23 protein-coding genes are annotated in these 25,207 nt (G+C 67.7%); 5 read left to right on the top strand and 18 right to left on the bottom strand.

Annotated elements, in window-relative coordinates; all coding sequences use genetic code 11:
• Positions 1-114: 114 nt before the first annotated feature.
• Positions 115-402, bottom strand: coding sequence for a family 4C encapsulin nanocompartment shell protein (locus BSZ36_RS19345; protein ID WP_179271100.1), 288 nt, complete (start codon positions 400-402; stop codon positions 115-117).
• A gap of 50 nt (positions 403-452) precedes the next feature.
• Here BSZ36_RS19345 and BSZ36_RS19350 point away from each other — a divergent pair, with 50 nt between their 5' ends.
• Positions 453-1,292 (top strand): alpha/beta hydrolase, encoded by an 840-nt coding sequence (locus BSZ36_RS19350; protein WP_179271101.1) that lies wholly within the window; start codon positions 453-455, stop codon positions 1,290-1,292.
• A 116-nt stretch (positions 1,293-1,408) separates the two neighbouring features.
• Here the strand turns inward: BSZ36_RS19350 and BSZ36_RS08725 are convergent, their stop codons facing one another.
• The 6 genes from BSZ36_RS08725 to BSZ36_RS08750 form a co-directional block, all read right to left on the bottom strand.
• Positions 1,409-1,735 carry a hypothetical protein gene (locus BSZ36_RS08725; RefSeq protein WP_094547958.1) on the bottom strand — a complete coding sequence of 109 codons (327 nt, stop codon included), beginning with the start codon at positions 1,733-1,735 and terminating at the stop codon, positions 1,409-1,411.
• A 54-nt stretch (positions 1,736-1,789) separates the two neighbouring features.
• On the bottom strand, positions 1,790-2,464 hold the full coding sequence (locus BSZ36_RS08730) for a nitroreductase family protein (RefSeq protein ID WP_094547961.1): 675 nt from the start codon (positions 2,462-2,464) through the stop codon (positions 1,790-1,792).
• Positions 2,461-3,195, bottom strand: coding sequence for an SIMPL domain-containing protein (locus BSZ36_RS08735; protein ID WP_094547964.1), 735 nt, complete (start codon positions 3,193-3,195; stop codon positions 2,461-2,463). Before BSZ36_RS08735 ends, BSZ36_RS08730 begins: the two co-directional genes overlap by 4 nt.
• 126 nt (positions 3,196-3,321) lie before the next feature.
• Positions 3,322-4,824, bottom strand: coding sequence for an asparagine--tRNA ligase (locus tag BSZ36_RS08740; protein ID WP_094547966.1), 1,503 nt, complete (start codon positions 4,822-4,824; stop codon positions 3,322-3,324).
• A 48-nt stretch (positions 4,825-4,872) separates the two neighbouring features.
• The gene (locus BSZ36_RS08745; RefSeq protein ID WP_094547969.1) at positions 4,873-5,478 is read right to left on the bottom strand and encodes an L-threonylcarbamoyladenylate synthase; all 606 of its coding nucleotides are present in this window, start codon (positions 5,476-5,478) and stop codon (positions 4,873-4,875) included.
• A 5-nt stretch (positions 5,479-5,483) separates the two neighbouring features.
• Positions 5,484-6,938, bottom strand: a complete 1,455-nt coding sequence (locus tag BSZ36_RS08750; protein ID WP_094547971.1) for a GWxTD domain-containing protein — start codon at positions 6,936-6,938, stop codon at positions 5,484-5,486.
• A 178-nt stretch (positions 6,939-7,116) separates the two neighbouring features.
• Here BSZ36_RS08750 and pckA point away from each other — a divergent pair, with 178 nt between their 5' ends.
• Complete coding sequence (gene pckA / locus BSZ36_RS08755; protein ID WP_094547974.1) at positions 7,117-8,730, top strand: phosphoenolpyruvate carboxykinase (ATP); 1,614 nt, start codon at positions 7,117-7,119, stop codon at positions 8,728-8,730.
• A gap of 85 nt (positions 8,731-8,815) precedes the next feature.
• Here the strand turns inward: pckA and BSZ36_RS08760 are convergent, their stop codons facing one another.
• From BSZ36_RS08760 to pdhA, 5 genes are all read right to left on the bottom strand, one after another.
• Complete coding sequence (locus BSZ36_RS08760; RefSeq protein WP_094547976.1) at positions 8,816-10,294, bottom strand: DUF3667 domain-containing protein; 1,479 nt, start codon at positions 10,292-10,294, stop codon at positions 8,816-8,818.
• A 44-nt stretch (positions 10,295-10,338) separates the two neighbouring features.
• On the bottom strand, positions 10,339-11,220 hold the full coding sequence (locus tag BSZ36_RS08765) for a metallophosphoesterase family protein (RefSeq protein ID WP_218827618.1): 882 nt from the start codon (positions 11,218-11,220) through the stop codon (positions 10,339-10,341).
• A gap of 1 nt (position 11,221) precedes the next feature.
• Positions 11,222-12,586, bottom strand: a complete 1,365-nt coding sequence (locus BSZ36_RS08770) for a pyruvate dehydrogenase complex dihydrolipoamide acetyltransferase (RefSeq protein WP_094547978.1) — start codon at positions 12,584-12,586, stop codon at positions 11,222-11,224.
• 86 nt (positions 12,587-12,672) lie between these two features.
• On the bottom strand, positions 12,673-13,656 hold the full coding sequence (locus BSZ36_RS08775; protein ID WP_094547980.1) for a pyruvate dehydrogenase complex E1 component subunit beta: 984 nt from the start codon (positions 13,654-13,656) through the stop codon (positions 12,673-12,675).
• Between the two features lie 80 nt (positions 13,657-13,736).
• Positions 13,737-14,861 (bottom strand): pyruvate dehydrogenase (acetyl-transferring) E1 component subunit alpha, encoded by a 1,125-nt coding sequence (gene pdhA / locus BSZ36_RS08780; protein WP_094547983.1) that lies wholly within the window; start codon positions 14,859-14,861, stop codon positions 13,737-13,739.
• Between the two features lie 114 nt (positions 14,862-14,975).
• On the opposite strand from pdhA, the gene BSZ36_RS08785 reads away from it, so the two are divergent.
• Positions 14,976-15,734, top strand: coding sequence for a polyprenol monophosphomannose synthase (locus BSZ36_RS08785; protein ID WP_218827619.1), 759 nt, complete (start codon positions 14,976-14,978; stop codon positions 15,732-15,734).
• Between the two features lie 112 nt (positions 15,735-15,846).
• Complete coding sequence (locus tag BSZ36_RS08790) at positions 15,847-16,680, top strand: lysophospholipid acyltransferase family protein (protein ID WP_094547988.1); 834 nt, start codon at positions 15,847-15,849, stop codon at positions 16,678-16,680.
• 3 nt (positions 16,681-16,683) lie between these two features.
• On the opposite strand, the gene BSZ36_RS08795 is transcribed toward BSZ36_RS08790, so the two are convergent.
• The gene (locus tag BSZ36_RS08795) at positions 16,684-17,004 is read right to left on the bottom strand and encodes a DUF3467 domain-containing protein (protein WP_094547991.1); all 321 of its coding nucleotides are present in this window, start codon (positions 17,002-17,004) and stop codon (positions 16,684-16,686) included.
• A gap of 130 nt (positions 17,005-17,134) precedes the next feature.
• Positions 17,135-18,193 (bottom strand): class 1 fructose-bisphosphatase, encoded by a 1,059-nt coding sequence (gene fbp, locus BSZ36_RS08800; RefSeq protein WP_094547994.1) that lies wholly within the window; start codon positions 18,191-18,193, stop codon positions 17,135-17,137.
• A gap of 379 nt (positions 18,194-18,572) precedes the next feature.
• Between fbp and BSZ36_RS08805 the strand changes: the two genes are divergently transcribed.
• Positions 18,573-19,955 carry a T9SS type A sorting domain-containing protein gene (locus BSZ36_RS08805; RefSeq protein WP_179271102.1) on the top strand — a complete coding sequence of 461 codons (1,383 nt, stop codon included), beginning with the start codon at positions 18,573-18,575 and terminating at the stop codon, positions 19,953-19,955.
• Positions 19,956-19,981: 26 nt separating this feature from the next.
• On the opposite strand, the gene BSZ36_RS08810 is transcribed toward BSZ36_RS08805, so the two are convergent.
• The 4 genes from BSZ36_RS08810 to BSZ36_RS08825 all read right to left on the bottom strand — a co-directional run bounded on the left by BSZ36_RS08810 (position 19,982) and on the right by BSZ36_RS08825 (position 25,173).
• Complete coding sequence (locus tag BSZ36_RS08810; RefSeq protein WP_094547999.1) at positions 19,982-20,668, bottom strand: TIGR04282 family arsenosugar biosynthesis glycosyltransferase; 687 nt, start codon at positions 20,666-20,668, stop codon at positions 19,982-19,984.
• The gene (locus BSZ36_RS08815) at positions 20,665-23,181 is read right to left on the bottom strand and encodes a PAS domain S-box protein (RefSeq protein WP_094548001.1); all 2,517 of its coding nucleotides are present in this window, start codon (positions 23,179-23,181) and stop codon (positions 20,665-20,667) included. Before BSZ36_RS08815 ends, BSZ36_RS08810 begins: the two co-directional genes overlap by 4 nt.
• Before the next feature lie 75 nt (positions 23,182-23,256).
• Positions 23,257-24,642, bottom strand: coding sequence for a polysaccharide deacetylase family protein (locus BSZ36_RS08820; RefSeq protein ID WP_094548004.1), 1,386 nt, complete (start codon positions 24,640-24,642; stop codon positions 23,257-23,259).
• Entirely contained in the window at positions 24,643-25,173 is a 531-nt protein-coding gene (locus tag BSZ36_RS08825; protein WP_094548007.1) for an RDD family protein, read from the bottom strand. It lies immediately after the preceding gene.
• Positions 25,174-25,207 lie beyond the last annotated feature (34 nt).

Below are 25,207 nucleotides of genomic sequence, written 5' to 3' on the forward strand. Positions count from 1 at the left end.
CGGGGTGGAGTGGCGGGGGCTGGGCGCGGGAGATGAATGCGCGGTCAGTCGGCACGCCAGAGGCCGAGGTGGGAGAACGGGCCTCTGGCGGAACAAATCAGGTCGCGCGCCTCCTCACACCGTTTCAAGTCGGGCGCCGTCGGCCGTCTCGCGGACGGTGGGGAGAACACAGATGCGGTCCTCGCGGCCGGGGTCGATCACGACGCTCAACCACTGCACCTGCTCCACGTGCTGGTTCTCGCGCCCGAACCGCGCCGCGACGGCCTCGCGCAACCGTTCGTACGCCAGCGGCCCCACGAGGATGGTCCTGGGCTCGGCGCCCGACTGCTGGAGGTTGCGGACACTCTCGTCTACAAAGGCGAGAAGGTCCGAGGTTTCTGGCGACGCTTCGAGGATCAGCATGGCGTGGAGAGGCGGGGACCGTGGTATCCTCGCGCCCCCCACCCGTTCCCATGACGCACACGACCGGCACCCTCGCCGACGCCTCCCCCGCCCTGTTCTGGCGCCACTGGCGCCCCGACGCGCCCGGCTCCGAGGTCCGCGCGCGGATCGTGCTCGTCCACGGCATTCACGAGCATAGCGGTCGATACGCGTACGTGGCCTCGCGGCTGATGCTGAAAGGCATCGAGGTGTTCGCGCTCGACCTCCGGGGGCACGGGCAGTCCGAAGGCGGCCGCGGTGAGATCGACGCGTTCGAGGAGTACCGGACCGATCTGGACCGACTGATGGGAGTCGTCTCCGCCAGAGGCCTCGACGTGCCCGCGTTTCTGATGGGTCACTCGATGGGTGGCCTCGTCGCCGCCTCGTGGTGGGCCTCTCGCGACCACAGCGCGTTTGCGGGGCTGATCCTCTCCTCGCCTGCACTGGCGCTCCCCCCAGTCAACGCGGTCCTCTCGGTCGCGGCGCCGTTCGTCGCCAAACGGTTCCCGCGCATGCGCGTGACGAAGCTGGACCGCAGCGCGCTCTCGCGAGACCCGCAGGTAGGCGAGCGGTACGCCGCCGACCCGCTCGTGACCAACGCGGGCGTGCAAGCGCGGACGGGCTACGAACTCCTCCACGCGGCCAAACAACTGGCAGCGACGCCGGAGGCCTTTACCGCTCCGCTCTACGCGTTCCACGGGACCGACGACACGATCACGCTTCCCTCTGGAAGCTCGCGCCTCGTGGAAGCATGCCCGGCGTCGGACGCCACGCTGCGCCTCTGGCGCGGGCTACGGCACGAGACGATGAACGAGCCGGAGCGCGACGAAGTGATCGACGCGGTCGCGGACTGGGTGCTGGCGCGGGTATAACGCCAGAGGCCTGTGGCGACTCAAAGCGCTCTCACAGAGCAGGTCGGAAACGCTCAGGGGTACAGCATCAGAGCCATGCCGGACCTCTAGAGCGGCTCGTCGTTGCGGCGAGTTCCCTACTCCGCAGGCAGCGGCTCGTCGTGTCCATCCGCCACCTCGCGGCGCCCCATCGCTGCGATGTCCTCGCGTAAATGGGCGATTTCAGACAGGAGGCTCGACAACCCAATCAGAGCTGTTCCGGCAATGGCAAGACCGAGCGCAGGAAAGAGCGCGTCGAGGATGACCTCCGCGCCATAGAGAACCGCCACCACGACGCCGGTTGCCAGCATCAGGAGCGCAGCGGCGTACAGCGCGAATCCGGACCACTTCAGGGCCGGCCGGGCAAAATCAGGAAGCGTCAAAACGGCGGCGAGGTCGCAGCGGCAGAGCGGGAACGGGTCCACTTGAGGCGTGGTGCCCCAAAGTACACGGCAGGATAGGCCTCTGGCGCCAGAGGCTCAGTCCTCGAACCAGACCGAGACGTCCGCCAGAGGCTTGCGCTCCAGGACGGGTACCTCGGCGCTCTCGGCCGGGAAACCGACGGGAAAAAGGATCGTGGCCGCCTCGTTGGAGGGACGGCCGAGCACGTCGCGCAAGAAGCCCATCGGGCTCGGCGTGTGCGTGAGCGTGGCGAGGCCCATCTGGTGGAGCGCCGCGATGAACAGGCCCGCCGCGATGCCCACGCTTTCCTGCACGTAGTAGAACTTCTCCCGCGAGCCGTCCTCCTTCACGCCGAAGCGTTGCGCGAACAAGACCACGATCCACGGCGCGGTTGTCAGGAACGGCTTTTCCCAGTCGGTCCCGAGCGGCGCGAGGGCCTCTAGCCACTCGTCGCTGGCGCGGCCATTGTAGAAGGCCTTTTCTTCCTGCTCGGCGGCCTCGCGGATCTTCGCCTTGAGCTCCGCGCTGGAGATGACGGCCCACGTCCACGGCTGCTTGTGCGCGCCACTAGGCGCCGTGCTGGCCGTGCGGATCGCCCACTCGATCAACTCGCGCGGGACCGGACGATCCGAGAACTCGCGGACCGAGCGCCGCGCGTCCATCTGCTCGAAAAAGCCTCTGGCGCGGTCCACGCGGTCCTCGTCCGGCACCGCCAGAGACGCATAAGGTCGCGTCCGGCGTGCGTCGCTCATCGGATCCGAAACGTGACGACTACGGCCGACGTGACCACGTACTCGCCATCGGTCAGGCCCGAGCCGTTATCGTTCATCATCGCCGCCGCGCGCGGGTCCATGCCGAAAAGCGAGCCGCCGCCTTCGGACACGCTCGTCACGTCACCGAGTCGGACGCCCGCCATCTCGGCGATCATCTCCGCGCGCTCGCGCGCCTTCGCGACGGCCATGCGGAGCGCCTCCGCCTCCAAGGCCTCTGGCGCCTGAAGGGTGTAGCGGACGTCCACGTTTCGGCGCTGGATGTCCAGGAGGTCGTCGTCGTCGTTGCGCACGATCTCACCCATGAGACGCGGCACGCTGTCCAAGTCGTCAACGCCGACGACGAGGATGCGGCTCGCGGTAAACGTCTGCTCGCTGTCACCAGGGCGTAGAGACTCGTAGCGCATCCCGCCACCCGCTGGGCCGACTGATGCCCGTTCCAGCTTGATGTCGTCGTCTGCGATGCCAGAGGCTTTCAGGAGCGCCTGCACGCGGTCGACCTCCTGCTCGTGCTTTTGGATCGCCTCGTCGATGGTCTCGCCTTCGGTCTCGAAGGCGATGCGCAGGACCGCGCGGTCGGCGTCGGCGGACGCGCGGCCGAGGCCGGAGACGGTTAGCACGCGGGCGGTATCGGGGACCGAGAGCGTGAACTGGGCGCGGGCGGGGGCCGCGAGGAGCAGCGCGAACAGCGCGATCCAGAGAGAGCGAGGCATACCTGTACCGGAGTGTGCCCCAAGCTACCCCGGCCGCCGCGCCAGAGGCGGAGGCCGCCGCGCGACGCGTTCCTTAGCCACGCGCCAGAGGCCTCCCGGGTTGAGGCCTCTGGCGCAGAGGTGGCGCTACGGGTGCAGGCGACCGATCAGGCGCGGGAACGGGATGGCCTCGCGGAGGTGGTGCAAGCCGCACATCCACGAGACGGTCCGCTCCAGCCCGAGCCCGAAGCCCGCGTGCGGGACCGAGCCGTAGCGGCGGAGGTCGAGGTACCAATCGAACGCGCTCTCCGGCAGCCCGTGGAGCGCGATCTGATCGCGCAGGAACTGCAGGTCCGTCGCGCGCTCGCCGCCGCCGATGATCTCGCCGTAGCCCTCGGGCGCGAGCACGTCCATGCCCAGCGCCAAGCGGTTGTCTTCGGGATCGCGCTTCATGTAGAACGCCTTGACGACCGCCGGGTAGCGGTGGACGATGATCGGGGTGCGGAAGTGCTTGGTGATCACGGTCTCGTCGGAGCCGCCGAAGTCGGCGCCCCACTCGAACGACCTAGCGCTCTCCATCCACTTGGGCAGGTTGCGGAGGTCCTCTTCCACCTGCGCGAGGCGCTTGTCGATCTCGATGCGGCGCGAGTCGATGCGGCGCTTCTCGCCTTTTTTCGCCTGCCCGTAGGCGGCCTGATCGGCATCGCGCTCAGCGTCCAGCGCCGACTTCTCCTCCGTCCGAGCATCCAGTTCGGCCTGGAGCATCGTCTGCGTCTCGTCCGACGTGAGCAGGTCCACGGCCTCGGAGTACGAGAGGCGCGGGTACGGCCCATCCAGGCTGGGTCGCAGCGCCTTCACATCGCGCTCCAGGATCTCGAGTTCCTCGGCGCACGTGTCGATGACCTCTTGCGTGATGTGGCGCAAGAGGCCCTCGGCGACCTCCATGTTCATCGCGAGGTCGTGGAAGGCCATCTCGGGCTCAATCATCCAGAACTCGGTCAGGTGGCGGCGGGTCTTGGACTTCTCGGCGCGGAACGTCGGGCCAAAGGTGTACACCTTACCGTGCGCCATCGCCATGGCCTCGCCGTGGAGTTGGCCAGACTGCGTGAGGTAGGCCGGCTCCTCGAAGTAGTCCAACTCGAACAGCGTGCTGGTCCCCTCCACGGCGTTGCCGGTCAGGATCGGCGCGTCCATCTGGATGAACCCATCCTCCTGGAAGTAGCCGTGGATGGCCATGATGACGCGGTTGCGCACGCGTGCGATGGCCCACTGCCGCTTGCTGCGCAACCACAGGTGCCGGCGGTCCATGAGGAACTCGACGCCGTGCTCCTTCGGCGTGATCGGGTACGGCTCGGCTTGGCTCACGAGCGTCACGCCAGAGGCCCGCACCTCGACGCCGCCGGTCTGGCGCGCGTCCTCCACGACCTCGCCCGTGATCTCGATGCCGCTTTCCTGCGTCGCGTCCTGCACAGCCTGCCAGGCCTCTGGCGAGACCTCCTCCTCGCTCACGACGACCTGCACGATGCCGCTGCCGTCGCGGACTTCGAGAAACGCCAGGGCTTTGGAGCCGCGCTGATTGTAGAGCCACCCCTGGAGCGTAACGGTCTGGCCGACGTGGTCGGCGAGGGAGGCGATGCGAGCGGTAGCCATAGTGGCGGATCTGGAAAGAGAGCCGCGAAGATACCCGCTAGGGGCGGGCTACCTCCCCATCAGGCGTTCGAGCGTCGCGCGATCCACGGCGCCTTCGCGGACGATCTCGGCGCGGGCGCCGTCCGCCTCGCGGCCTTCCCACCGCACGATGGAACTCGGCGCCCCCGCCAGAGGCCCGCCGTCGACGGTAGCGTCCAGCCTCTGGCGCACCGCCAGCGGCACGTCCTCAACGCGCGTCGCCGCAGGCTCGCCCGAGAGGTTAGCCGACGTCGACACCACCGGAGCGCCCAGCGCATCAACGAGGGCGCGCCCGAACGGGTCGGCGGGTACGCGGAGACCGATCAGGCCCTCGGGGCCGACGAGCGCCTCTGGCGCCCCGTTCGTGGCGCGGAGCAGGAGCGTGACGGGCAACGCGTCTTCCTCCAGTTGGGCCGCCCACGTGGGTATCGACTCGGCCCAAGCCTCGGCGTCTCGCCAGAGGCGGATCAATCCCAGCATGGGCTTAGCGGCGTCGCGGCCCTTGAGCGTCCGAATCCGTGCGACGGCATCGGGGCGACGGGCGTCGGCGACCAAGCCGTAGACGCCCTCGGCCGGAACGAGCGCGACGCCGCCCGCGAGAAGCACGCGGGCGACGCCTGAGGCCTGGTCCTCCATGCGTCCTAGTTGCGGATCGACATCCGCGTCAGCTCTTCCTGCCAATCCGGCTGGCTGACCTCTCCGGTCACGTCGGAGTGGATAAGCTCGAACCGGCCACTGGAGTAGCTGTCCGCGAACACGAAGACGGACTGCCCGTTGCCCGGCACGTTCTCGTAGCGCCACACGACGTACGGCACGGTGTCCTGCCCGAACGGCTGCGAGTCAACCGACGTCGGCGGGCCGTACTTGACGAACACGCGGCCGCGCTCGCTGACCTCGCCCTCGGTGACCAGCGGCTCGCTGTAGCGGTCCCGCGCGACGTTCAAGCGCTGAAGGAAGGTGCGCCGCGCGCTGTTGATGTTCGGGTTGGCGTCCTCGTCCCGGTCCCTCCAGAACGCGGCGAGGAAGTTCCGCTTGGCGTCTAGGTCCGTCAGGCTGCGCGCAGTGGACTGCTCGCGTCCGTTGGCGAGGATCGAGACCTGCTTGAGTTCGAGGTCCACCTCCTCCTGGCTCATGCCCGCGAAGAGCACCATCTCGAAGTCCTGCCCGCTGGTGTACAGGTTCGGCTGCTCAACCGTCGGGTTGACGATGTACAGCTTCTGGCTACGCTCGGCCACCGGCTCGTTGGACGCGTTAAGTGCCGCGATGCGGAGGTAGTACGCCCCGGTCGGCAGCTTGGAGATGTCGAAGCGACCGACGATCACGTCCACCGGGCGAACGGGACGCTGGCTCCGCTGCTGGTAGCCGTCGAGCGGGTTCGCGCGGTCCGACTGCGAGAGGTACGCGAGCACCGTGTAATTCTCGTCGCTCACGGATGAGTCCACACCGTAGATCTCAGCGTAGTACGGCACGCTGCGCATTCCCACGCCCTCGGCGTTCATCGCGAACACGCCCGTCGGGTTGGGCTGCACCTCCAGGCCGCTCTTCACGAAGTTCGTGGCACCCTCTTCCGCGCGAGAGATAGAGGACGCGAGCTGAACCGTAGACACCGACGGAGACCGGGTGTCCTCGTAGTTCGGCACTACAACGTCGTTGGCGCGGAGTTCGAGCTCGGCGCGCTCGGCCTGAGCGTTGGGAGCGACGCGGGCGACCACGTCGTACTCGCCCGGAGGCAGCGTCGTGCGGACCTGCTCCACGTACTCGCGGCCGCTCTGAAGCAGCAACGTGTCCGCCACCTGGAACCGGAGGTCGAGCATCTGCTCGAACACGGGGGCGCGAGAGGCGCCGCCGGGCGCGCCGCTGGCGGCAGGCAAGACGGACAGCGCGACGGGCACCTGCGCGGCGTACCCATCCCCCTCTTGTACAAACGTCAGCGTATGGACCCCCACCGAGACGTAGATCTCCAGGATGGACTCGCCGTCGCCGTAGAGGTAGCTCGCCGTGTCGAGGTCGAGTTGGATGGGGAGCGATTGCGCGCTCGCCAGAGGCGCAGCGAGGAAGAGGAGCGCCGCGAGGGCCGAGGAGAAGCGAACAGACATAGACCGAGTGGAGGGCGGGACGCCGGTGAAACGTGTCGAATCAAGATACCGTGTCCCTCACCGCCTCTTCCGGGTCCTTTCACGTACCCGACGTATCTTCTGCGGCCTCTGGCGGAGCTGATTTCCGTCAGTTCGGAAGCGCTTCCGAACTCCTCTTTTTTCGCACGTCCCAGCGGCTATGCACGCGCCCGACTCGCTCCTCCGCCACCTTGACTCCCTCGGCCTCGGTGGCTCCGAAACCCTTTACTATAACCTCCCGCCCGCCCGGCTCGTCGAGCTCGCCGTCCGCCGCGGCGAAGGTCGGCTCGTCGCCGACGGGCCTCTGGCGACCCGGACGGACCCCCACACCGGCCGCTCGCCCAACGACCGCTTCGTCGTCCGGGAGCCCGGCACGGAAAGCGAGGTCGGCTGGGGCAAAACCAACGTCCCGATCTCTGAGGACTCCTTTGACCACCTCCTCAAGGAGATGGGCCGGTACGCCAGAGGCCGCACGCTCTTCGTGCGCGATTGCTACGCCGGCGCCGATCCGCGCTACCGCGTCAAGGTCCGCGTGATTACCGAAGAGGCATGGCACAGCCTGTTCGCCTACAACATGTTTCTCCGCCCCGCCGACGGCGAGAGCACGGAGGACTTCGACCCGGATTACACCGTGGTCGACCTGTGCGACTTCAACGCGAAGCCGGACAAGGTGCAGGAGTTGAACTCCTCCACGTTCGTCACGCTGCACCTCTCCCGCGGCCTCGTGCTCATCGGAGGCACGCACTACGCGGGCGAGATCAAGAAGTCCATCTTCTCGGCGCTCAACTTCGTGCTTCCGGCCAAGGGCGTGCTCCCCATGCACTGCTCGGCCAACGAAGCCACAGACGGCTCCAACACGGCAGTCTTCTTCGGCCTCTCTGGGACGGGCAAGACGACCCTCTCCGCCGACGCGTCCCGCACGCTCATCGGCGACGACGAGCACGGCTGGAGCGACCACGGCGTGTTCAACTTCGAGGGCGGATGCTATGCCAAGGCCATCCGGCTCTCGCCAGAGGGCGAGCCCGAGATCTACAACACCACCAAGCAGTTCGGCACGCTCGTCGAAAACGTGATCCTTCGCGAGGACCGCTCCATCGACTTCGATGACGGCACGATCACGGAGAACACCCGCATCTCCTACCCGATCTACCGGATCCCGAACGCGAGCGAGAACGGCCAGGGTGGCCAGCCTGAAACCGTCGTCTTCCTCACGGCCGACGCGTTCGGCGTGTTGCCCCCCATCTCGAAGCTGACGCCGGAGCAGGCGATGTACCACTTCCTGAGTGGTTACACCGCGAAGGTCGCCGGGACCGAGCGCGGTGTGACGGAGCCCAAGGCGACGTTCTCGGCGTGCTTCGGCGAGCCGTTCATGGTGCGTCCGCCCAGCGCGTACGCCGAGATGCTCGGCGAGAAGATCCGCGAGCACGACGCCCGCGTCTTCCTCGTCAACACGGGTTGGACCGGCGGACCGTACGGGACGGGCTCACGCATGAAGTTGGCCCTCACGCGCCGCATGCTGGACGCCGCCCTTTCCGGCGAGCTGGACAACGTGCCGACCACCGAGGACCCCGTTTTCGGCCTGGCCATCCCCAACGCCATCGAAGGCGTCCCCAGCGATGTGCTCGTGCCTCGCAACACGTGGGCCTCTGGCGAGGACTACGACGAGAAGGCGGGACAGCTCGCGCAGATGTTCGCGGACAACTTCGAGAAGTACGCCGCCAACGTCTCCGAGGCGGTCCGCGAAGCGGGCCCGCGCGTGACAGCCACCGCCTAAGCGCCTCCGGCGTTTGGCGCTGCGGGGCGCCTCCTCCGGGGGGCGCCCCGTTTATGTTTGAACTCCGGCCTCTGGCGCCAGAGGCTTACCCGACGACGGCCGCGAGAACGACCGCCAGGATGGCCCCGCCAAACAGAGCGAAGCCGTACAGCCAGCTCAGCAGATACGCCTTGACGAGCGTCTTCACCCAGCCCTGAGCGTACACGCGCTTTTGCGCGACGAGGAAATACACGGGGATGGCGAGGAGTAAGATGGAGCCGATCAGCGAGACGGCCGCCGCTCCGCCAGAGGCCCAGATCATGACGGCGTAGACGCTGAATACGACGAACGCGAACGCGTGGACGTGTAGCGCAAAGACGAGGTGCTCGGCGTAGTACCAGCCGCGGCGCGCGTACAGCAACTTCATGAACAGCGCGAAAAACGGCAGGAGCAAAAACACGACGGTCGGAAGGCGACCGATGGCTTCGCGGCCGAATGCCCATCCTGCATCCTGTTGCTGCTGAGAGGTCCGGGCGTTTTTGAGTCGCCGCACGCTCTCGCTCCCGACCATCCAGTCTGGCCCGAGCCTGATGTTCGTCTCGCGGGGGACGATAATCTCAGCCGCCTGCTGCACATCGCTCGGACGAACCAAGCTGTCCGGATTCATGGAGGCGACCATCGCCTTCTGCGTCTGCAGCCTCCGGTCGAACGTGGAGCTCGACATCGCGGCCAACTCGTCCTCCTCGTCCTCGACGTCACTCTGAAGCGACTCGACGCTCACCATTCCAGAACTTGCCGTCGCAATGGAATCCTGCCCGTTGCTGAGGAGAATGAGTCCACGTAGCGAGTCGACCACGGCTCTCTGCCTGGCGATGTCGTCCTCTTCCTCTTCGATCGCCTGATCAAGAGATACCAGATACGCCGCCGCAGTCATGGTGGAATCCGCCGAGGACGGGCTGTCGACGTTGTTTCTCAGCTTGCCGATCGGGTCGATAAGGGCGAGCAGGAAGAAGAAGAACAGGCTGGCGGTGATGTAGATGCGCAGCGGGCGCACGTACTGCTGCCTCCGGCCGAGGACGTACGCCTTGGTTAAGCGCCCCGGCCTAAACAGCAACGCGCCCAGCGTAGGCCACACACGGCCGTCGAGGCCGAGGTATTCCGAGAGCGCCTCCACCATGTACCGATGGACTGGCTGCCGAAGCGGCTGATCTTTCTGGCCGCAGGCTGGGCAGTACGCCCCCGGCAACTCCGCCTGGCAGTTCAAGCATCGCGAGGACGGCGAGGCCTCCAACTCTCTCCGCTCGGGCGACTCGGGATCGACCGGGCGCTCGGCCGCGCGTTGAGCGTCTTCCGGCGTTGCAGTATCCGCATCGCGAGCCTCTGGCGCACCGATGAGCTCCGGGGGTGCCTCTACCACCGCAGGCTCTACAACTTCGGCGGGGACGGCTGGCGTCTCTTTGCTCCTGTTTTGCTCGCTTTGGTCGAACCCATCGGAGGCGCTGGCCTCTGGCGCCAGAGGCGTCGTCAGGCCAGACGGCGAGGCGTCGGGTGTAGGCCGGTCGGCGTCGGGCGAGAAGTCGGACATCGGAGCGCGGGGAAAGTGGAACCTACGGGTCCCCTCCTGATCCGTTACGTCCGATCAAACCGCGTGACCTCGGCCTCCTCAAAGCCGCCCGTTTGCACGTCGTACTTCCGCTCTTGGACGGTAAAGCCTTCCGGGCTCACGTCGATCCAGTTGTACACGTTTGTCTGCCGGTCGTCGCCGCGGCCGCGGCTGGAGGTCGCCGTCCCCGCGCTCGCGATCACGAGGCGATGACCAGGCGTGCCGACCAGGTCCGGCGCCAGTTCGACGTGCGCGACGTGGCTTCTGTGCAGGTGTCCGCACAGCACCAGATCCACGCCAGAGGCCTCGGCAACCGCGATCGCGTTGCGCGCGCCTCTGGCGATGTCGTGGTCGCCGAGTTCGTTGAGCCGCAGCAGGTGGTGGTGCAGCACGAGCACGCGGAAGTCGCCAGCGGCCTGCCGGGCGAAAAAGGCCGCCATTTCCTCCAGGTGGTGCGGACGAATCTTGCCTCCCTTGATGGTCAGGCCGTGCGCGGAGTTGAGGCCGAAGACCGCGAGGCCGCCGGTGGTGAACTGCGGCGTGACGTCCTCCGTGATGTACTTCTTGAACCGCTTCGCCGAGCGAAACACCCGGTCGAACGGGTCGTGCCACCACGCGCGGACGTCGTGGTTGCCGGGCACGACGAGGACCGGCGCGGTGAATCGGTCCAGCATCGCGCGCGCGTCGGTGAACTGCTGCCGCGTCGCGCGCTGCGTGAGGTCGCCGGAGACGACGACGAGATCGAACGGCTCGGCGTTGACCTCCTCCACCAAGGCGTCCACGACGCCCGGGTGCGAGATCTTGCCAAAGTGGACGTCCGAGAGGTGCGCGATGCGCCGCACGGGCGCAGCGCCAGAGGCCGCCTCGTCGGCAGCGCCTCTGGCGTCAGACTCGTGTGCCTCGGCCACGCTACAGGAGCATCATGGACGGCGTCTCCAGAAACGCCTTGACATCGCCCAGGAACTCGGCGCCAGAGGCCCCATCCACGACGCGGTGGTCGCAGGAGAGCGTGATCGTCATCTGCTTGCCCGGCACGACCGCGCCGTCTTTGACGACCGGAACGTCCTGGATCCCGCCGATGGCGAGGATGCACGCGTTGGGCGGGTTGATGATGGCCGTGAACTCGCGGATGCCGAACATCCCGAGGTTGGACGTGGTGAAGGTGCTCCCCTCCCACTCGCTGGGGTCCAGCTTGCGGTCCTTGGCGCGCGTCGCGAGGTCGCGCGTTTCCGCCGCGATGTCTGCCAAGCCTTTTTGGTCGGCGTTGCGCACGACGGGCGTGATGAGCCCGTCCGGCATCGCGACCGCGATCGCCACGTTCACGTCGCCGTGCTGGCGGATCACGCCCTCCTCCTCCATCCACGACGAGTTAACGGCCGGGTGGCGGCGCAGCGCGCTGGCGCACGCCTTGGTGACGAGGTCGTTGAACGAGATCTTGGCGAGCCCGCGCTCGGCGGTCATGCCGTTGAGCCGCTGGCGGAAGTCCATCGCCTCCGTCATGTCCACGTCTACCGTGAGGTAGAAGTGCGGCGCGGTGAACTTGCTCTGCGCCAGACGGCGCGCGATGGTCTTGCGCATCTGGCTGATGCGGGCATCGGTCACGCCGCCAGAGGCGACCTGCGGCTTGGGCGCGCTCGGAGCCTCTGGCGCCGTCGCGGGGGCCACAGGCTGCGGAACAGCGACCGGCTGAGGGGCGGCCTGTGCCGCTCCGCTTCCGCTCATCGCGGCTTCTACGTCGCGCTTGACCACGCGGCCTTCGGGTCCGGAACCGGACACGCCAGAGAGTTCGATGCCGGCCTCTTGCGCCATGCGCCGCGCGAGCGGGCTGGCCTTGACGCGGCCACCATCGTCCGCGCCAGAGGCGGCGGTCGTTTGCGGTGCGGACTCGTCGGGCCGGTGGCCGTAGCCCTCGGGCGCTGCGTCCGCGGATTCCGAAGGCGCGGCCTCTGGCGTGCTGCTGGAGTCGGAGCCCGAGTCGCCAGAGGCGGGCGCGCCGTCGCCGGAGTACGACGCCAGCACGCTGTCCGCGCTCTCGCCCTCGCTGCCGAGCACCGCGATCAGCCCACCGATGGGCACCGCGTCGCCCTCGCCGATGACCTTTTTGAGGAGCACGCCGTCGTCGTACACCTCCAAGTCCATCGTGGCCTTGTCGGTCTCGACCTGCGCGATCACGTCGCCAGCGGAAACGGCGTCGCCCTCTTCGGCGAGCCACGCGACGAGGACTCCCTCCTCCATCGTGTCGCTCATTTTGGGCATTTCAACGGGAATAGCCATCTGTCGGTATACGTGTGCGCGGTCGCGCGGAGTGGTAAAGACGGGAGGCCGCGAGCGGCCGGGCGTGAGGCCTCTGGCGCCAGAGGCTAGTCCATGTACAGGGTGCGCTTGACGGCCGCGATCGTGTCGTCCACGCTCGGCATCCAGGCTTCGATGAGGTTCTTCGCGTACGGTGCGGGCACGTCGGGCGCGGTCACCCGCTCCACGGGCGCGTCGAGGTGGTCAAAGCACCGCTGCTGGATGCGGAAGCCGACCTCGCTCGCGATGCCGCCGTACGGCTGGCTCTCGTCCACGATCACGAGCCGGTTGGTCTTTTTGACGCTCTCCACAACCGGCGTAATCGGGAAGGGCCGCAGCGTGCGTGGGTCGATCACGTGCGCCTCGACGCCTTGCTTGGCAAGCTCCTCCGCAGCCTCCATCGCGATGTGGTACATCTTCGAGTGCGCCACGATCGTTACGTCGTCGCCCTCGCGGCCCGTGCGGGCTTCGCCGATGGGGATGATGTAGTCGTCGTCGGCCGAGACCTCACCCTTCATGCCGAACATGAGCTCGGACTCCAGGAAGAGCACAGGGTCGTCGTCGCGGATAGCAGCCTTGAGCAGACCCTTCGCGTCGTCCGGGTTGGACGGCGCCACGATCTTCAGACCCGGCACGTTGGAGTAGAGGGCCTCCACGGAGTTGGAGTGCGTCGCGCCGAGTTGGCCCGCGCCGCCGTTGCCGCCGCGGAAGACGACAGGAACGTTGAGCTGGCCGCCGCTCATGTAGCGCATCTTGGCCGCGTTGCTCACGATTTGGTCAAAGCACACGAACGTGAAGTTCCACGTCATGAATTCCACGATCGGCCGCAGGCCGAGCATGGACGCGCCGATAGCAAGCCCAGCAAAGCCGTTCTCCGAGATCGGCGTGTCGATGATCCGGTCGGCGCCGAACTCGTCCAGCATCCCTTGGCTGACTTTGTACGCGCCGTCGTATTCGGCGACCTCCTCGCCCAGGAGGAAAACGTTCTCGTCGCGGCGCATCTCCTCGCTCATGGCGTCGCGGAGGGCTTCACGGTATTGCAGTTCTGGCATCGGTCGTCAGTGTTCGGTGTTCGGTTGTCAGTGGTTCAGCACTCTCGCCGTCGACAGACGGGCAGGGCTTCAACCGACACCTAAGAGATAAAGGGGTAGTCCTTCTGGACGTAGACGTCTTCGTACATGGTCTCCTCTGGCGGGAACGGGCTGTTCTCCGCGAACTCGACCGCCTGCATGACCTCGGCCTTGACCGACTCGTCGATCTCGTCGAGCGCCTCGATCGTGGACAGCTCGTGCTCCAGCATGTACTGCTTGATCCGCACGATGGGGTCCTCGTTCTTCTTGCCCTCCATCTCCTCCTTGGTCCGGTACTTCTGCGGATCGGACATGGAGTGGCCGCGGTAGCGGTACGTCTGCACCTCCACGAAGATGGGGTGGGTCTCGCCAGGAGCCCCGTCGCCGCCGGCGGACTCGCCGCGGGCCTCGTCGGCAATCGTCTTGAAGGCGTGGTAGACCTCGAAAAGGTCCATGCCGTCGATAACCACGGACTTCATGCCGTAGGGGTAGCCACTTTTCCAGAGGTTGGCGTCTCCGCGCGAGCGCTCTACGCTCGTGCCCATCGCGTACTCGTTGTTCTCCACGATGAGGAGGACCGGCACCTTGTAGAGCGCCGCGAGGTTTGCTGCCTCGTGGAACGCGCCCTGGTTGATGGCGCCGTCACCGAAAAACGCCATCGCGACGCCGCCGGTCTTTTTGTACTTGCACGCGAAGCCCAGCCCCACCCCGACCGGGATCTGGCCGCCAACGATGCCGTGGCCGCCATAGAAGCTTTTGTCGATGTCGAAGAAGTGCATCGAGCCGCCCTTGCCGCGGCTGCACCCGTCGATCTTGCCGAACAGTTCGGCCATGCCCGCGCCGGTGTCCATGCCTCTGGCGAGGGCGAGACCGTGATCGCGGTAGGCGGTGATGATCGGGTCATCGGGGCGCGTGCCCCAGACGGCGCCCGTCGAGACGGCCTCCTGACCGATGTAAAGGTGGAGGAAGCCGGAGATCTTCTGCCGCCCGTACATCTGCGCGGCGCGCTCCTCAAAGCGGCGCTGGAGCAGCATGTTGCGGTACATCGCCGTCACGTCGTCGGCGCTCAGGCCGAGGCTTTCGTGCGTGTGGCCGCTGTTGCGGAAAAACCGGACGTCCGGCGTCGGCACATCGGGAATCGCGGTGCCGTTCGGGGAAGGGGCCTCGGGGGCCTGGGTCGAAGCCATGGGGGCAGAAGAGCAGTCAGGGTGGGCGTACCCGACGCGCGTGGCGCGGGTCCGGGTGCGGAGCAAAATAGCCTCTGGCGAGGTGCGTATCCTCCCGCCCTTCCCTTCTCTCGCGTGAGCGCTACTCCTTTCCCTCAGCCCCCGGGGTCTGAGCACGACGCCGTCGTGGTGATCCCGACCTACAACGAAGCCGCCAACATCGAGGCGGTTCTGCGGCGCGTGCTGGCGCTGGAGCGGTTCGCCGCGCTCGTCGTAGACGACGGCTCGCCGGACGGGACGGCTCAGATCGTGCGGCGGCTCCAGAGTGAGGAGCCAAACCGCGTCGGCATTATCGAGCGCGCGGGCAAGATGGGGCTCGGCACGGCTTACCTCACCGGCTTCCGCGCCGCGCGCGATGCCGGCTTCGCGTACATCTGCGAGATGGACGCCGACCTCTCACACAACCCGGACGACCTGGTGCACCTGCTCGACGCGTGCGCCTCTGGCGAGGCCGATGTCGCCGTCGGGAGCCGGTACGTGGGGGGCGTGCGCGTGATGAACTGGCCGCTCGGGCGGCTGATCCTGAGCTACGGCGCGGGGATGTACACACGCGCCATTACGCGCCTGCCCGTGATGGACGTGACCGCAGGCTTCGCGTGCTTCACGCACGAAGTGCTCCAGGCGATCAACTTCGACCGCGTGACCTCGAACGGGTACTCGTTCCAGATCGAGATGAAGTACCGCGCATGGAAGCGCGGCTTCCGTCTCGTAGAGGTGCCCATCGTGTTCACGGAACGGACCGAGGGGCAGAGCAAGATGAACAGCGCCATCGTGCGCGAGGCCACGACAAAGGTGTGGCGCCTCCGCCTGGCCTCGCTCGTCGGGCGCCTCTGATGCCGCCAGAGGCCTCTGGCGAACCCGGCTGCCACTCGCGCCTCTGGCGCCAGAGGCGGAACGGACGCCGTAGCCCCGCCGCTTCCGTGCGCTCGCCAGTTCACCCCGCGCCATGACGCCGCTCCCCTACCCCGAGGCCGCTGCCACGCTCCCCCCGACGACGTTTGCCGGTGCCTTGCTCGGCGTGCTCCGGTTGCTGGCGACGATCCTCTTGGTCGCTGTGGGCACGGTCGTGCTGCTGCTCTCGGCGCTGATTCCGGGACGGATCCAGGACGCCCGCCTCGCGATGTGGGTGTCGGTCTGGATCAGCCGCATCTTCCTTGCAATAACGGGCCTAAAGGTGGACGCCAGAGGCGCCGAGGTGCTCCGAGCCCATAGCGGCTTCGTGTTCTTCAACCACGTCTCCTACATGGACATCGTGGTGCTCCTCTCCATCCGGCCCGTCCGCTTTCTCGCCACCGCCGGCGTGCGCAAGATCCCCGGAATCGGGTGGATGGCGACGGCGGTGGGGACGGTGTACGTAGACCGCGGCGAGGGCAGCAGCCGCGAGGCAGCGCGTGAGCGCATGAAAGCAGCCGTCGCGCGGAGCCCCACGCCCATCGCGCTCGCGCCCGAGGGCGGCGTGCGCCACGGCCCCCTCGTCTCCCCCTTTCGGCATGGCGCCTTCGAGGTCGCGCGCGACGCCGACGCCGAGATCCTCCTCGCGGTGATCGACTTCCTACCGCGTGGCCGGTTCGCGTGGCTGGAGCGCGAAAGCCTGGTGCGCGCCTACTGGCGGCTGGGCGCCCGCACTACGCCCGTCGTGGCGCGAATCGTGGCGCTGCCGCCCGCCTCTGGCGTGACCGTCGCGCCGCCAGAGGCCGCCGCGCGCTCGGAGGCGCGCATGGACGCGGCGCTCCAGAGCCTCTGGCGCGAGGACGCCACGCAGGATCTCGCCAGAGGCTGAGCCCTACGCTTCGCCGCCGGGGCCGCTAAAAGCCACGCCGGGGAAGTTGTTCTGCTGGCTCTGCGCGATCTCTCCGTACTGCGCCTCGAAGCGCTGGATGTTGTCTGCAAGGGCCGCCAGAAGCCGCTTCGCGTGGCTCGGCGTGACCACGACGCGGCTCTTGACGCGAGCCTTGGGCACGCCCGGCATCACGCGGATAAAGTCCAGGATGAACTCCTCCGGGCTGTGCGCGATCATCACGAGGTTGGAGTACTCCCCCTCGGCCACGTCGGGCGTGAGTTCGATCTGGAGTTGCTGCTGCGGGGCGTTCGGGTCGGGTTCCATCGGTGTGGGGTATCGGGGTGCCGAAGCTACGGGCCGCTGGCGGGATGGGTCCGGGGACCGCGTTGCCATACCAGCCTCTGGCGCCAGAGGCCGGAGCCCGGCGTATCGCGTGCGGGAACCGCGCCAGAGGCTAGTCCCGCGCCGTCCGCTCGCCGGCGAGAAAGGACTTCGCCATCTCCACCATCTTGGGACTGCCGATGTAGACCGGGCAGCGCTGGTGCAGGGCCTCTGGCGGCACGTCCAGAATGCGTCCGTTGCCCGTGGACGCGATTCCGCCGGCCTGCTCGATGATGAACGCCATCGGGTTGGCTTCGTACATCAGCCGGAGCTTGCCGCTGGGATTGCGCGCGTTCGCGGGGTAGATGTAGACGCCGCCCTTCATCAGGTTGCGGTGGAAGTCCGCCACGAACGATCCGATGTAACGCGTCGTGAACGGACGCGGCGGGTCGTCCTCTGGCGCCTCGGTCTGCATCCACTTGATGTACTCCTTCAGGCCGGGCTCCCACGAGTTGTAGTTGCCCTCGTTGATGGAGTACATCTCGCCCATCTCGGGCGTGCGGATGTTGGGATGCGAGAGCAAGAACTCGCCGATGCTGGGGTCCAGCGTGAAGCCGTTGACGCCGTTGCCCGTCGTGTAGACGAGGATCGTAGACGAGCCGTACACGATGTACCCCGCCGCCACCTGATCGCGTCCCGGCTGCAACGCGTTCTCCACCGAGACCGGCCCGGCGTGGTCCTCCGGGACCTTATATATCGAGAAGATGGTGCCGATGGACACGTTGACGTCCACGTTTGAGGAGCCGTCCAGCGGGTCGAAGAGCACGATGTACTTGCCCTGGCAGTCGTCGAACTGGAGCGGGATCGCCTCGGCGTGCTCCTCGGAGCCGATCAGGCACACCTCACCGCCACGGCGGAGCGCGCGCACGAACTCCTCGTGGGCGAGTAGGTCCAGCTTTTTCTGCACCTCGCCCTGCACGTTCACGTCGCCGGTCTCACCGAAGATGTCCACCAGCCCGGCCTTCCGTACGTCCCGCTCCACCACCTTCGCCGCGAGCGCCAAGTCGCGTAAGAGGCGCGAGAACTGGCCCGTGGAGCCGGGGGAGTCGCTTTCGCGCTCGATGATGAACTGCTCCAGGGTTTTGAGGGAGCCCCCGGAGAGGGTCGATGCGGTGAGCGTGGCGGAGGGCATACGGCGCAGAGAGTTGGGACCGTGAAGGTACACCGCCCCGACCTTCCGCCTCTGGCGCCAGAGGCCCATCCTAGAGCCGTACCCTTGTCACGCATTGGGGCCGCCAGGGGCCTCTGGGGACAGGTACCCGGCACGGTTGACTATCGGTGGAAGCCGCATCTGTACACACCCACGGTTGCAGATTGGCGTACGTGCGGAATCTGGTTGCAGCTTCTGACGAAGGAGCACGCCGCGAATAATGCCGGCGCGCGCTTGGTTCTCCGGCTACGCTTGCTCTCGGTCGGTTGACCGTCGTCCTCGGATCCCGCGCGCAGGATCCACCGTGCCCCTCCGTGAGAGGCTGGGCCGTACTCTACTCCGTTCTTACAGCAGCACGGCCATGCCCTTCCGCCTCTCCTGTCTCCTCCTGCTCGCCGCGCTCTGCCACGCCCCGGAGGCGCAGGTGACGTGGGAGCCCATCGGCTTCGAGGGGCTCTACGTGTCCGAGATCGTGACGCGCCCGGGTCCTTCGAACACCGACACCCTCTACGTCGTCAACCGGTTCACGCAGCAGGGGGGCCTCTACAGGCTCGAGCCCGACGGGACGTGGACTCAGATCGACGGCAGGTCCTACGACGCCCTGGAAGAACTCGGTGACGGCACGTTCCTCACGCGGGCGAACCAACTCGCCCTCGGCGTCTCCCACGACGGAGCGCGGACGTGGGAGACCGTCACCGCCATCGACGGGCAATGCCGGCACACCCTCAACAACGTCCACGAGAGCGCGCTCCCCCCGCCCATCGGCGCGGTCGCGGGCGAGCCCCCGGCGGTCTACGTCGCGACCGGCTCCATCTGCCGCTCCGACGACGGCGGCGACACGCTCCGCCTCGCGGAGTCCGGCGAGGGGTTCTGCGGCGAGGCCGGCCGCATCTTAGACATCGCCGAGCTTCCTCCCTCCAACGCGCTCCCCAGCGGGCGCCTCGTCGCCGGCGCGTTCAACGGGATGGGCTACTCCTCCGATGGGGACACCTTCACGTGCTCCTCCTTCCAGGGACGCTTCCGCTACGGGATCGAGCGCGTCGAGGTCGCCGCCGACGCCTCGCACCCCTTCGGCGGGACGGTCTATGCGTTTCTCTTAGACTCCACCATCGGCGCCCGGACGGTGCGAGCGAGCGAGGACGGGGGGGAGACTTACGAGCAGCGGCACGTGTTCGGAGCCGAAGTGGACGTAGGCTCCATCGTGAAAGTCACGCCCATCGTTCTCCCCGATGGCTCCATCGTGGTAGGGCTCACGGGGTTCACCCGGCACCCTGACGGCACGGGCACGAACCACATCGGCGGGGTCGTGTGGTCGGGCGATGGCGCCCGGACGTGGACCCTACTCACGCCAGAGGCCTCGGGATGGGCGGGCGACGGCGTGGAGGACATGGAGCTAGACCGGGACGGCCGGCTCTATGTGGCGACGCGGAACGGGGTCTGGCGCTCGTCGGGCGCGCTGCCAGTGGCGTCGGAGGCGTCGCCTGAGGCCTCTGGCGCGCGCCTGCGCATCACGCCCAACCCCGCATCGCGCACCGTACGGGTCGCGCTGGACCTCGTGTCGCCAGAGGCGGCGAACGTGACGGTCTACGACGCCAGAGGCCGGGAGGTCTACTGCGAAGCCTCTGGCGCCCGAGGCGAGCACGCGTGGGAGGTGCGCACGGAGCGGTGGGCGGCAGGCGTGTATGTGGTCCGCGCAGAGGTCGGCGGGGAGGCCATCACCGCGCACCTCACCGTTGCGCGCTAACGCCAGAGGCCATTCAGCCTCTGGCGCTAGGTCTTCAGCGTCGCCAGAACCGCTGCCGTTCGCTCCCCGACCGGCGCGCCCCCGTGCCACTCGGCGAGGAGCCGGTCCAGGTCGTCGCCGTCGTCCACGTCGTAGTGGCCGGGGAGGACGACGGGCGTCATGCTGTTGCGCGAGACGCGGTCCAACGTGTCCACGAAGACGTACCGATGGCTGTAATCCATCTCGAAGATGTCCGGGACCAAGTCGTTGAGCCCCAGGAACACGTAGCCGCCGTCGTCGCTCGGCGCGACGACGCACGCCAGAGGCTCGCGGAGTTGCCGGAACGCCTCACCCAGCAACTCAACCGGCAGCGTCGGGTGGTCCGTGCCGACCACCACGACGCGCTCGTAGCCGGCCGCGAACGCGTGGGCGAACGCGTCCGCCATCTTCTCGCCCAGGCCGCCTGCGGCCTGCTCGAACACCTGCACCGCCTCTGGCGCCAGGCCAGGGGGCGCCGGCTCGTTGAGGTACAGCCGCACAGCCACGGGCTCGCCCAGTCCGAGCGGGTCCTCGCCCGTGGCCTGCGCCGCGTACACGTCCAGCGCATCGCGCAAAAAGGCGTTGTACAGCCGAGCGGCGGCCTCTGGCGCCAGAGGCGGCGTGAGTCGGGTTTTGACGCGCCCCGGCCGGGGAACCTTGGCAAAGACGAGCAGGCAGCAAGAGCCGGAGATCATGTGTCCTCAGCGGGAAGCGTGTCGTCGAGATCCACCACGTCGATTACCTCCACGAACGTGACGGTAAACCCGTCCTCGCTCGGGATGGGGACGGCCACCAGCCGGAACGAGGTGTTCAGCCCATCGTGGTTGTAGGGGATCACGGTCTCATACGGCTCCTGGCTTTCGACCACGTCGACGTAGGCGTCGAATAAGCCCGCTTCCCGGTTGCCCGGAAACACCTCCAGCAGCCGGTTTCCGATCAGGTCCGCTTCGCTCCGCCCGATGATGGTCTCCACGCGCGGGTTCGCGAGGATCCACTCGAAGTCGACGATCTCGCCATCTTCGCGGATGGCCCGGAACGCCATGACGCCCTCTGGCGAGGCGGCGAGAACCGAGCGCAAGAGATCGCGCGAGCGCATCGCGCGCTCCGCGATCTGCTGCACCGCCGTCACGTCTTGCAGCACCACCACGGCGCCGTCCAGCATCCCGTCGTGGTCCTCATCCACGGGCGAGGCGTTGACGAGGTACCACTGGCGCATCTCCTCGTCTCCCAGACCTTGCAGCCGCGAGCGCACCGTGCGCTCGTCTAGCATCGCGACGCGTTCCGGGAAGGCCTCTGGCGCCAGAGGCGCCCCGTAGCGGTCGACGCGCTGAAGCGGCAGGTGATCGCCTTCGAGCACGTCCTCGGCGGCTTCATTGTGTTCGAGCACGTGGCCCTCGGCGTCGATGTGGACCACGGCGTCGTTGACGGCCTCGGCCACGGCGCGGTGCCACGCGAGGTCCCGGGCGTTTTTCTGCGTCACGCGGTCCAGCGAGATCTGCCGGCCGATGGCGCCGGCCATCATTTCGATCAGGTCGAGCTCAGTAGTCTTGAAGCCGTCCTCGCGGGCCTCTGGCGAGACGAAGTTGAGCGTCCCGAAAAATTCGCCGTCGACCCGGATCGGCGTGCCGATAAAGGCGCGGAGGCCGCGCTGAACGCAGGCCGGATGCGAGGGCGCCTCGTCCGCCGCGTCCCCGTACACGACGGTTTCGCCCGTCTCGTACACCGCGTCGCAAAACGCTTCGGAGAGCGGGATCGTGAGGCCAGCCTCGATGGAGGGATCGGGTGAGACCACTGCTTCCAGGCGGTAGAGGGCTTCGCCCGTTTCCGGGTCTTTGGGCGTCGAGGAAAGGATGCCGAGCGGGAGGTCGAACATCTCGCAGCCCGCGCGCAGGAACGCATCGAACCGGGCCTCTGGCGAGGCGTGCTCCTCGGTGATGATGCGGTGGAGGATCCGCAGGTCGTCCGCGAATGCCTCGATCTCCGCCGTCCGCTCGTTGACCGTGCGCTCCAGGCGGAGGTTCGCGCGCGAGAGCTGGCGCTGGAACGCCCGGCGCTCGGTATCGTCGCGGCAGATGGCGAGGATGCACAGCTCCCCATCGTACTCCACGAGCCGTGCGTTGGTAGACATGTGCAGGCGCTGCCCCTCCTTGGTGAGGTGCACCGAGTCGAACGTGGCCTGCGTCTCGCGGCGGAGCCGCGCGATGGCGTCGGGGACGGAAAGCGAGCCGGGCTTGATGAGGTCCTGGATCGTGAGGTCGTGGAGTTCCTCCTCGGTGTAGCCGTAGCGCTGAACGGCGGCACGGTTGAACGCCAGAAGCTCCCCGGGTCCGTCTTCGCGCACGGGGTACACCAACACGACGTCGCCAAAGGCGTCGAACAGCGTCCGGAACCGGGACTCGCTGGCTTCGAGAGCGTCGGAGGCGAGCGTTTGGTCGTGGACGTCGGTGTGGACGCCCACCCACTCCAGGATCTCGCCAGAGGCGTCCAAGACGGGAACAGCGCGGGCCAGCATGTGGCGGTACTCCCCATCGTGGCGGCGGAGCCGGTGCACGACGTTGTACGTGTCCCGAGCGGCTACCGCAGCGTTCCACGCGTCGGCGGTTTTCTGGTTGTCATCGGGGTGGATGGCGCCAAGCCAGCCCCAGCCCATCAGTTCCTCCTCGGACTGCCCGGTAAAAGCCCGCCAGTGCGGCTGATCGCTCTCGAACTCGCCCGAAGGCGGGGTCTGCCACACGATGGCCGCCGTGGCCTCTACAAGCGAACGGTACCGCCGCTCTTTCGACACCAGGGAATCCTGGGCCTTGCGGAGTTCGGCGAGGTCCGCGCTGTCCGAGACGTCCTCGAACACGACGGCGACCATGCGGTCCTCCAGCGGGATCGCGCGGAGGTGGAACGTCGAGCGCTGGATGCGATCATCGCCGTAGGTGACCGTTCCCAGGTTCTCTGCCTTGCCAGACATCGCGACTCGCGTGTAGGCCGCGGGGACATCTGTGTCCATCACCTCTGGCGTGATCTCGCGCATGAACCGCCCCACTTCCTTGCTGCTCTTGAGCCCCGTGATGGCTTCGCTGGCCTCATTGGCGTAGACCAAACGCAGCGATGCCGGATCGCCGGGCTTTTCGAGCTTGTAAACCGCGATCCCAACCGGGAGCGCACGTAGCACTTGGGGCGCGAGCACCTCGTCGATGCTGCGAGAGAAGAAAGGCATGCGGAGGGGAATGCAGAGAGGGGAGCACGCCACGTCTGGCGATAGGCGTGCCACGTTACGACGATCACATGCTCTTTACAGCGAATAGCCCTTCGCAGCCTGCACAGCGCGTTCGAGCGGCAGCAGCGCAGCGCCCTCTGCGCGAGCGCGGCCAATCGCGTGGTCGATGACGCTCAATGTAGAGGCCCATGGCTGGAGGTCGCCCATCGCGTTGTGCCAGAGCACGACGGCCAGCCCGCCAGAGGCCCGCGCCGCGCCGAGCGCGTCTGCGAGCGCCGCCGACGCGGCCTCTGGCGAGAGCCCGCGGTGGGCGAACAGCGTGGTGTCCATCACCGCCAGAGGCGCTTCCCAGAGCGACGAGGGGGCGGAGCGAGCGGCGTCCCACAGCCGGAACGGGTGCGCCGTCCCGCGGCGGAATCCCGGCGTGGCGGCCCACCCCAGCGTGGAGTCGGTCGCGAAGCCCTCGGCGGCGTAGAGCGAGGGCGTGAGGGCGGGGTCCCACCGGAGGTAATGGGAGCGAACGGCTTGGGGCGACTCGCCGAGAACCTGCCCGAGCCTCTGGCGCTCCCGCCAGAGGCGGGCGGAGTCCGTCGCGGCTTCCATGCTGGGGTGCAGCCCGATCTCGAAGCCGTCGGCCGCGAGGGCGCGGAGCCAGGCGGCGTCGACGTGCGGTGCGAGGTCTTCAGGGCTGCTGGCGCCGGTCTTGACGAACAGCGTGGACCGGGCACCGTGTCGCCGCGCGAGATCGATCAACGCGCGGGCGCTCACGGCGCGAGCGTCGGGGCCGAACCCGCGCCGTGCCGCGCGCCAGAGGCGGCCTCGGGCGGCGTCTCCCGCGAACGCGCGCAGGCGCGGCGTGCGGAGCGCGTCCAGGTCGTGCGTGAGTGCCACCGCCCACGCGTGGCCTCCCCACAGCATCTCCCGGACGGCGACGCCTCTGGCGCGGAGCGCCGAGGCGAACCACGCGCGGATGGCATCCACCGGGGTCGCCAGAGGCGCGTCCAGCGCCGCCTGGAGCGACGCGGCGTAGGGGACGCGTCCCCATCGGTCGCGCGTGCGGTTGGCCCGCTCCTGAACCCCTGCGAGCCACCAGAACGCGGAGGCGAGAACGTCGGCCTCAACGATCCACGTAGGATCGGCCTCTGGCGTGCCGCCGCCGAGCGGGAACGGGAGCGGTACCTCTCCCCCGCCCTGCCGCAACCACGAGACGGCCTCTAGCGAGACGGCGCGTTCGTGCAGCAGCGCGTCTACGGTTTCGGGCCTCTGGCGAATCCGGATCGCGCCAGAGGCGACGGTTTCCGGCTCGGGGCCGACGTAGATCCCGGCCTTGCCCACGTCCTCGCGCGGGACGAGGTGCGGGGCGCACGCCAGAGGCCTCAGGAGTTCCTCGGCGGCGTAGAGCAGCGCCGGTCGGATGGCCTCTGGCGTGTCTAGGCAGAGCGCGACCGGGACGCGGCTCACCTACCGCGCACCCGGCGACTCGTCCTCCACGACGGTTGTCGCGAGGCGGTCGTGGAGCGTCTGGTGGTTCTCGGTAAAGACCATCAGCGCGTCGATCAGGCTGACGAGCGGGATGATCGAGAGCACGCCCATGAGAACGCTGCGCACCACGAAGGCCCGCAAGAATCCGGGGTTGTGCCCGTCGTGGGCGTCCACGATGCGGAGGTTCAGAACCCTCTTGCCGATCGTCTGCCCGTCGCGGCTCAGGAGGATGACCTGGTAAACCATGAGCGCAAGCAACGCGCCCACGAAGACGAGCGCGCCCAAGGCTTCGAAGACATCCGCGTTCGTCTCTTCGCCGATGCCGATGAGCATCAGGCCGGGCAGCGCCAGGCCGAACCCGATCAGCGAGTCCAAGATCACCGCGCCGAGCCGCTTCCACGGTGACGCCAGAGGAAACGCCTCCGCGTCGAAGATGGAGTGGTCGATCGGGTCGTCGAACTCGTGGTCGTAGGAGCCGGGGTTGTATTGGGTAGGGTCGGAGGGGCGCATGGGGAACTCAGGCCGGTAGACGGAGGGTAGTCTC

The organism is Rubricoccus marinus, from assembly GCF_002257665.1.
Taxonomy (GTDB): domain Bacteria; phylum Bacteroidota; class Rhodothermia; order Rhodothermales; family Rubricoccaceae; genus Rubricoccus; species Rubricoccus marinus.

Excerpts from the sequence above, each read along its gene's own strand:
- BSZ36_RS19345 (WP_179271100.1), bottom strand. The coding sequence starts at position 402 with ATGCTGATCCTCGAAGCGTCGCCAGAAACCTCGGACCTTCTCGCCTTT.
- BSZ36_RS19350 (WP_179271101.1), top strand. The coding sequence starts at position 453 with ATGACGCACACGACCGGCACCCTCGCCGACGCCTCCCCCGCCCTGTTC.
- BSZ36_RS08730 (WP_094547961.1), bottom strand. The coding sequence starts at position 2,464 with ATGAGCGACGCACGCCGGACGCGACCTTATGCGTCTCTGGCGGTGCCG.
- BSZ36_RS08735 (WP_094547964.1), bottom strand. The coding sequence starts at position 3,195 with ATGCCTCGCTCTCTCTGGATCGCGCTGTTCGCGCTGCTCCTCGCGGCC.
- BSZ36_RS08740 (WP_094547966.1), bottom strand. The coding sequence starts at position 4,824 with ATGGCTACCGCTCGCATCGCCTCCCTCGCCGACCACGTCGGCCAGACC.
- BSZ36_RS08745 (WP_094547969.1), bottom strand. The coding sequence starts at position 5,478 with ATGGAGGACCAGGCCTCAGGCGTCGCCCGCGTGCTTCTCGCGGGCGGC.
- BSZ36_RS08750 (WP_094547971.1), bottom strand. The coding sequence starts at position 6,938 with ATGTCTGTTCGCTTCTCCTCGGCCCTCGCGGCGCTCCTCTTCCTCGCT.
- pckA (WP_094547974.1), top strand. The coding sequence starts at position 7,117 with ATGCACGCGCCCGACTCGCTCCTCCGCCACCTTGACTCCCTCGGCCTC.
- BSZ36_RS08760 (WP_094547976.1), bottom strand. The coding sequence starts at position 10,294 with ATGTCCGACTTCTCGCCCGACGCCGACCGGCCTACACCCGACGCCTCG.
- BSZ36_RS08770 (WP_094547978.1), bottom strand. The coding sequence starts at position 12,586 with ATGGCTATTCCCGTTGAAATGCCCAAAATGAGCGACACGATGGAGGAG.
- BSZ36_RS08775 (WP_094547980.1), bottom strand. The coding sequence starts at position 13,656 with ATGCCAGAACTGCAATACCGTGAAGCCCTCCGCGACGCCATGAGCGAG.
- pdhA (WP_094547983.1), bottom strand. The coding sequence starts at position 14,861 with ATGGCTTCGACCCAGGCCCCCGAGGCCCCTTCCCCGAACGGCACCGCG.
- BSZ36_RS08790 (WP_094547988.1), top strand. The coding sequence starts at position 15,847 with ATGACGCCGCTCCCCTACCCCGAGGCCGCTGCCACGCTCCCCCCGACG.
- BSZ36_RS08795 (WP_094547991.1), bottom strand. The coding sequence starts at position 17,004 with ATGGAACCCGACCCGAACGCCCCGCAGCAGCAACTCCAGATCGAACTC.
- fbp (WP_094547994.1), bottom strand. The coding sequence starts at position 18,193 with ATGCCCTCCGCCACGCTCACCGCATCGACCCTCTCCGGGGGCTCCCTC.
- BSZ36_RS08805 (WP_179271102.1), top strand. The coding sequence starts at position 18,573 with ATGCCCTTCCGCCTCTCCTGTCTCCTCCTGCTCGCCGCGCTCTGCCAC.
- BSZ36_RS08810 (WP_094547999.1), bottom strand. The coding sequence starts at position 20,668 with ATGATCTCCGGCTCTTGCTGCCTGCTCGTCTTTGCCAAGGTTCCCCGG.
- BSZ36_RS08815 (WP_094548001.1), bottom strand. The coding sequence starts at position 23,181 with ATGCCTTTCTTCTCTCGCAGCATCGACGAGGTGCTCGCGCCCCAAGTG.
- BSZ36_RS08825 (WP_094548007.1), bottom strand. The coding sequence starts at position 25,173 with ATGCGCCCCTCCGACCCTACCCAATACAACCCCGGCTCCTACGACCAC.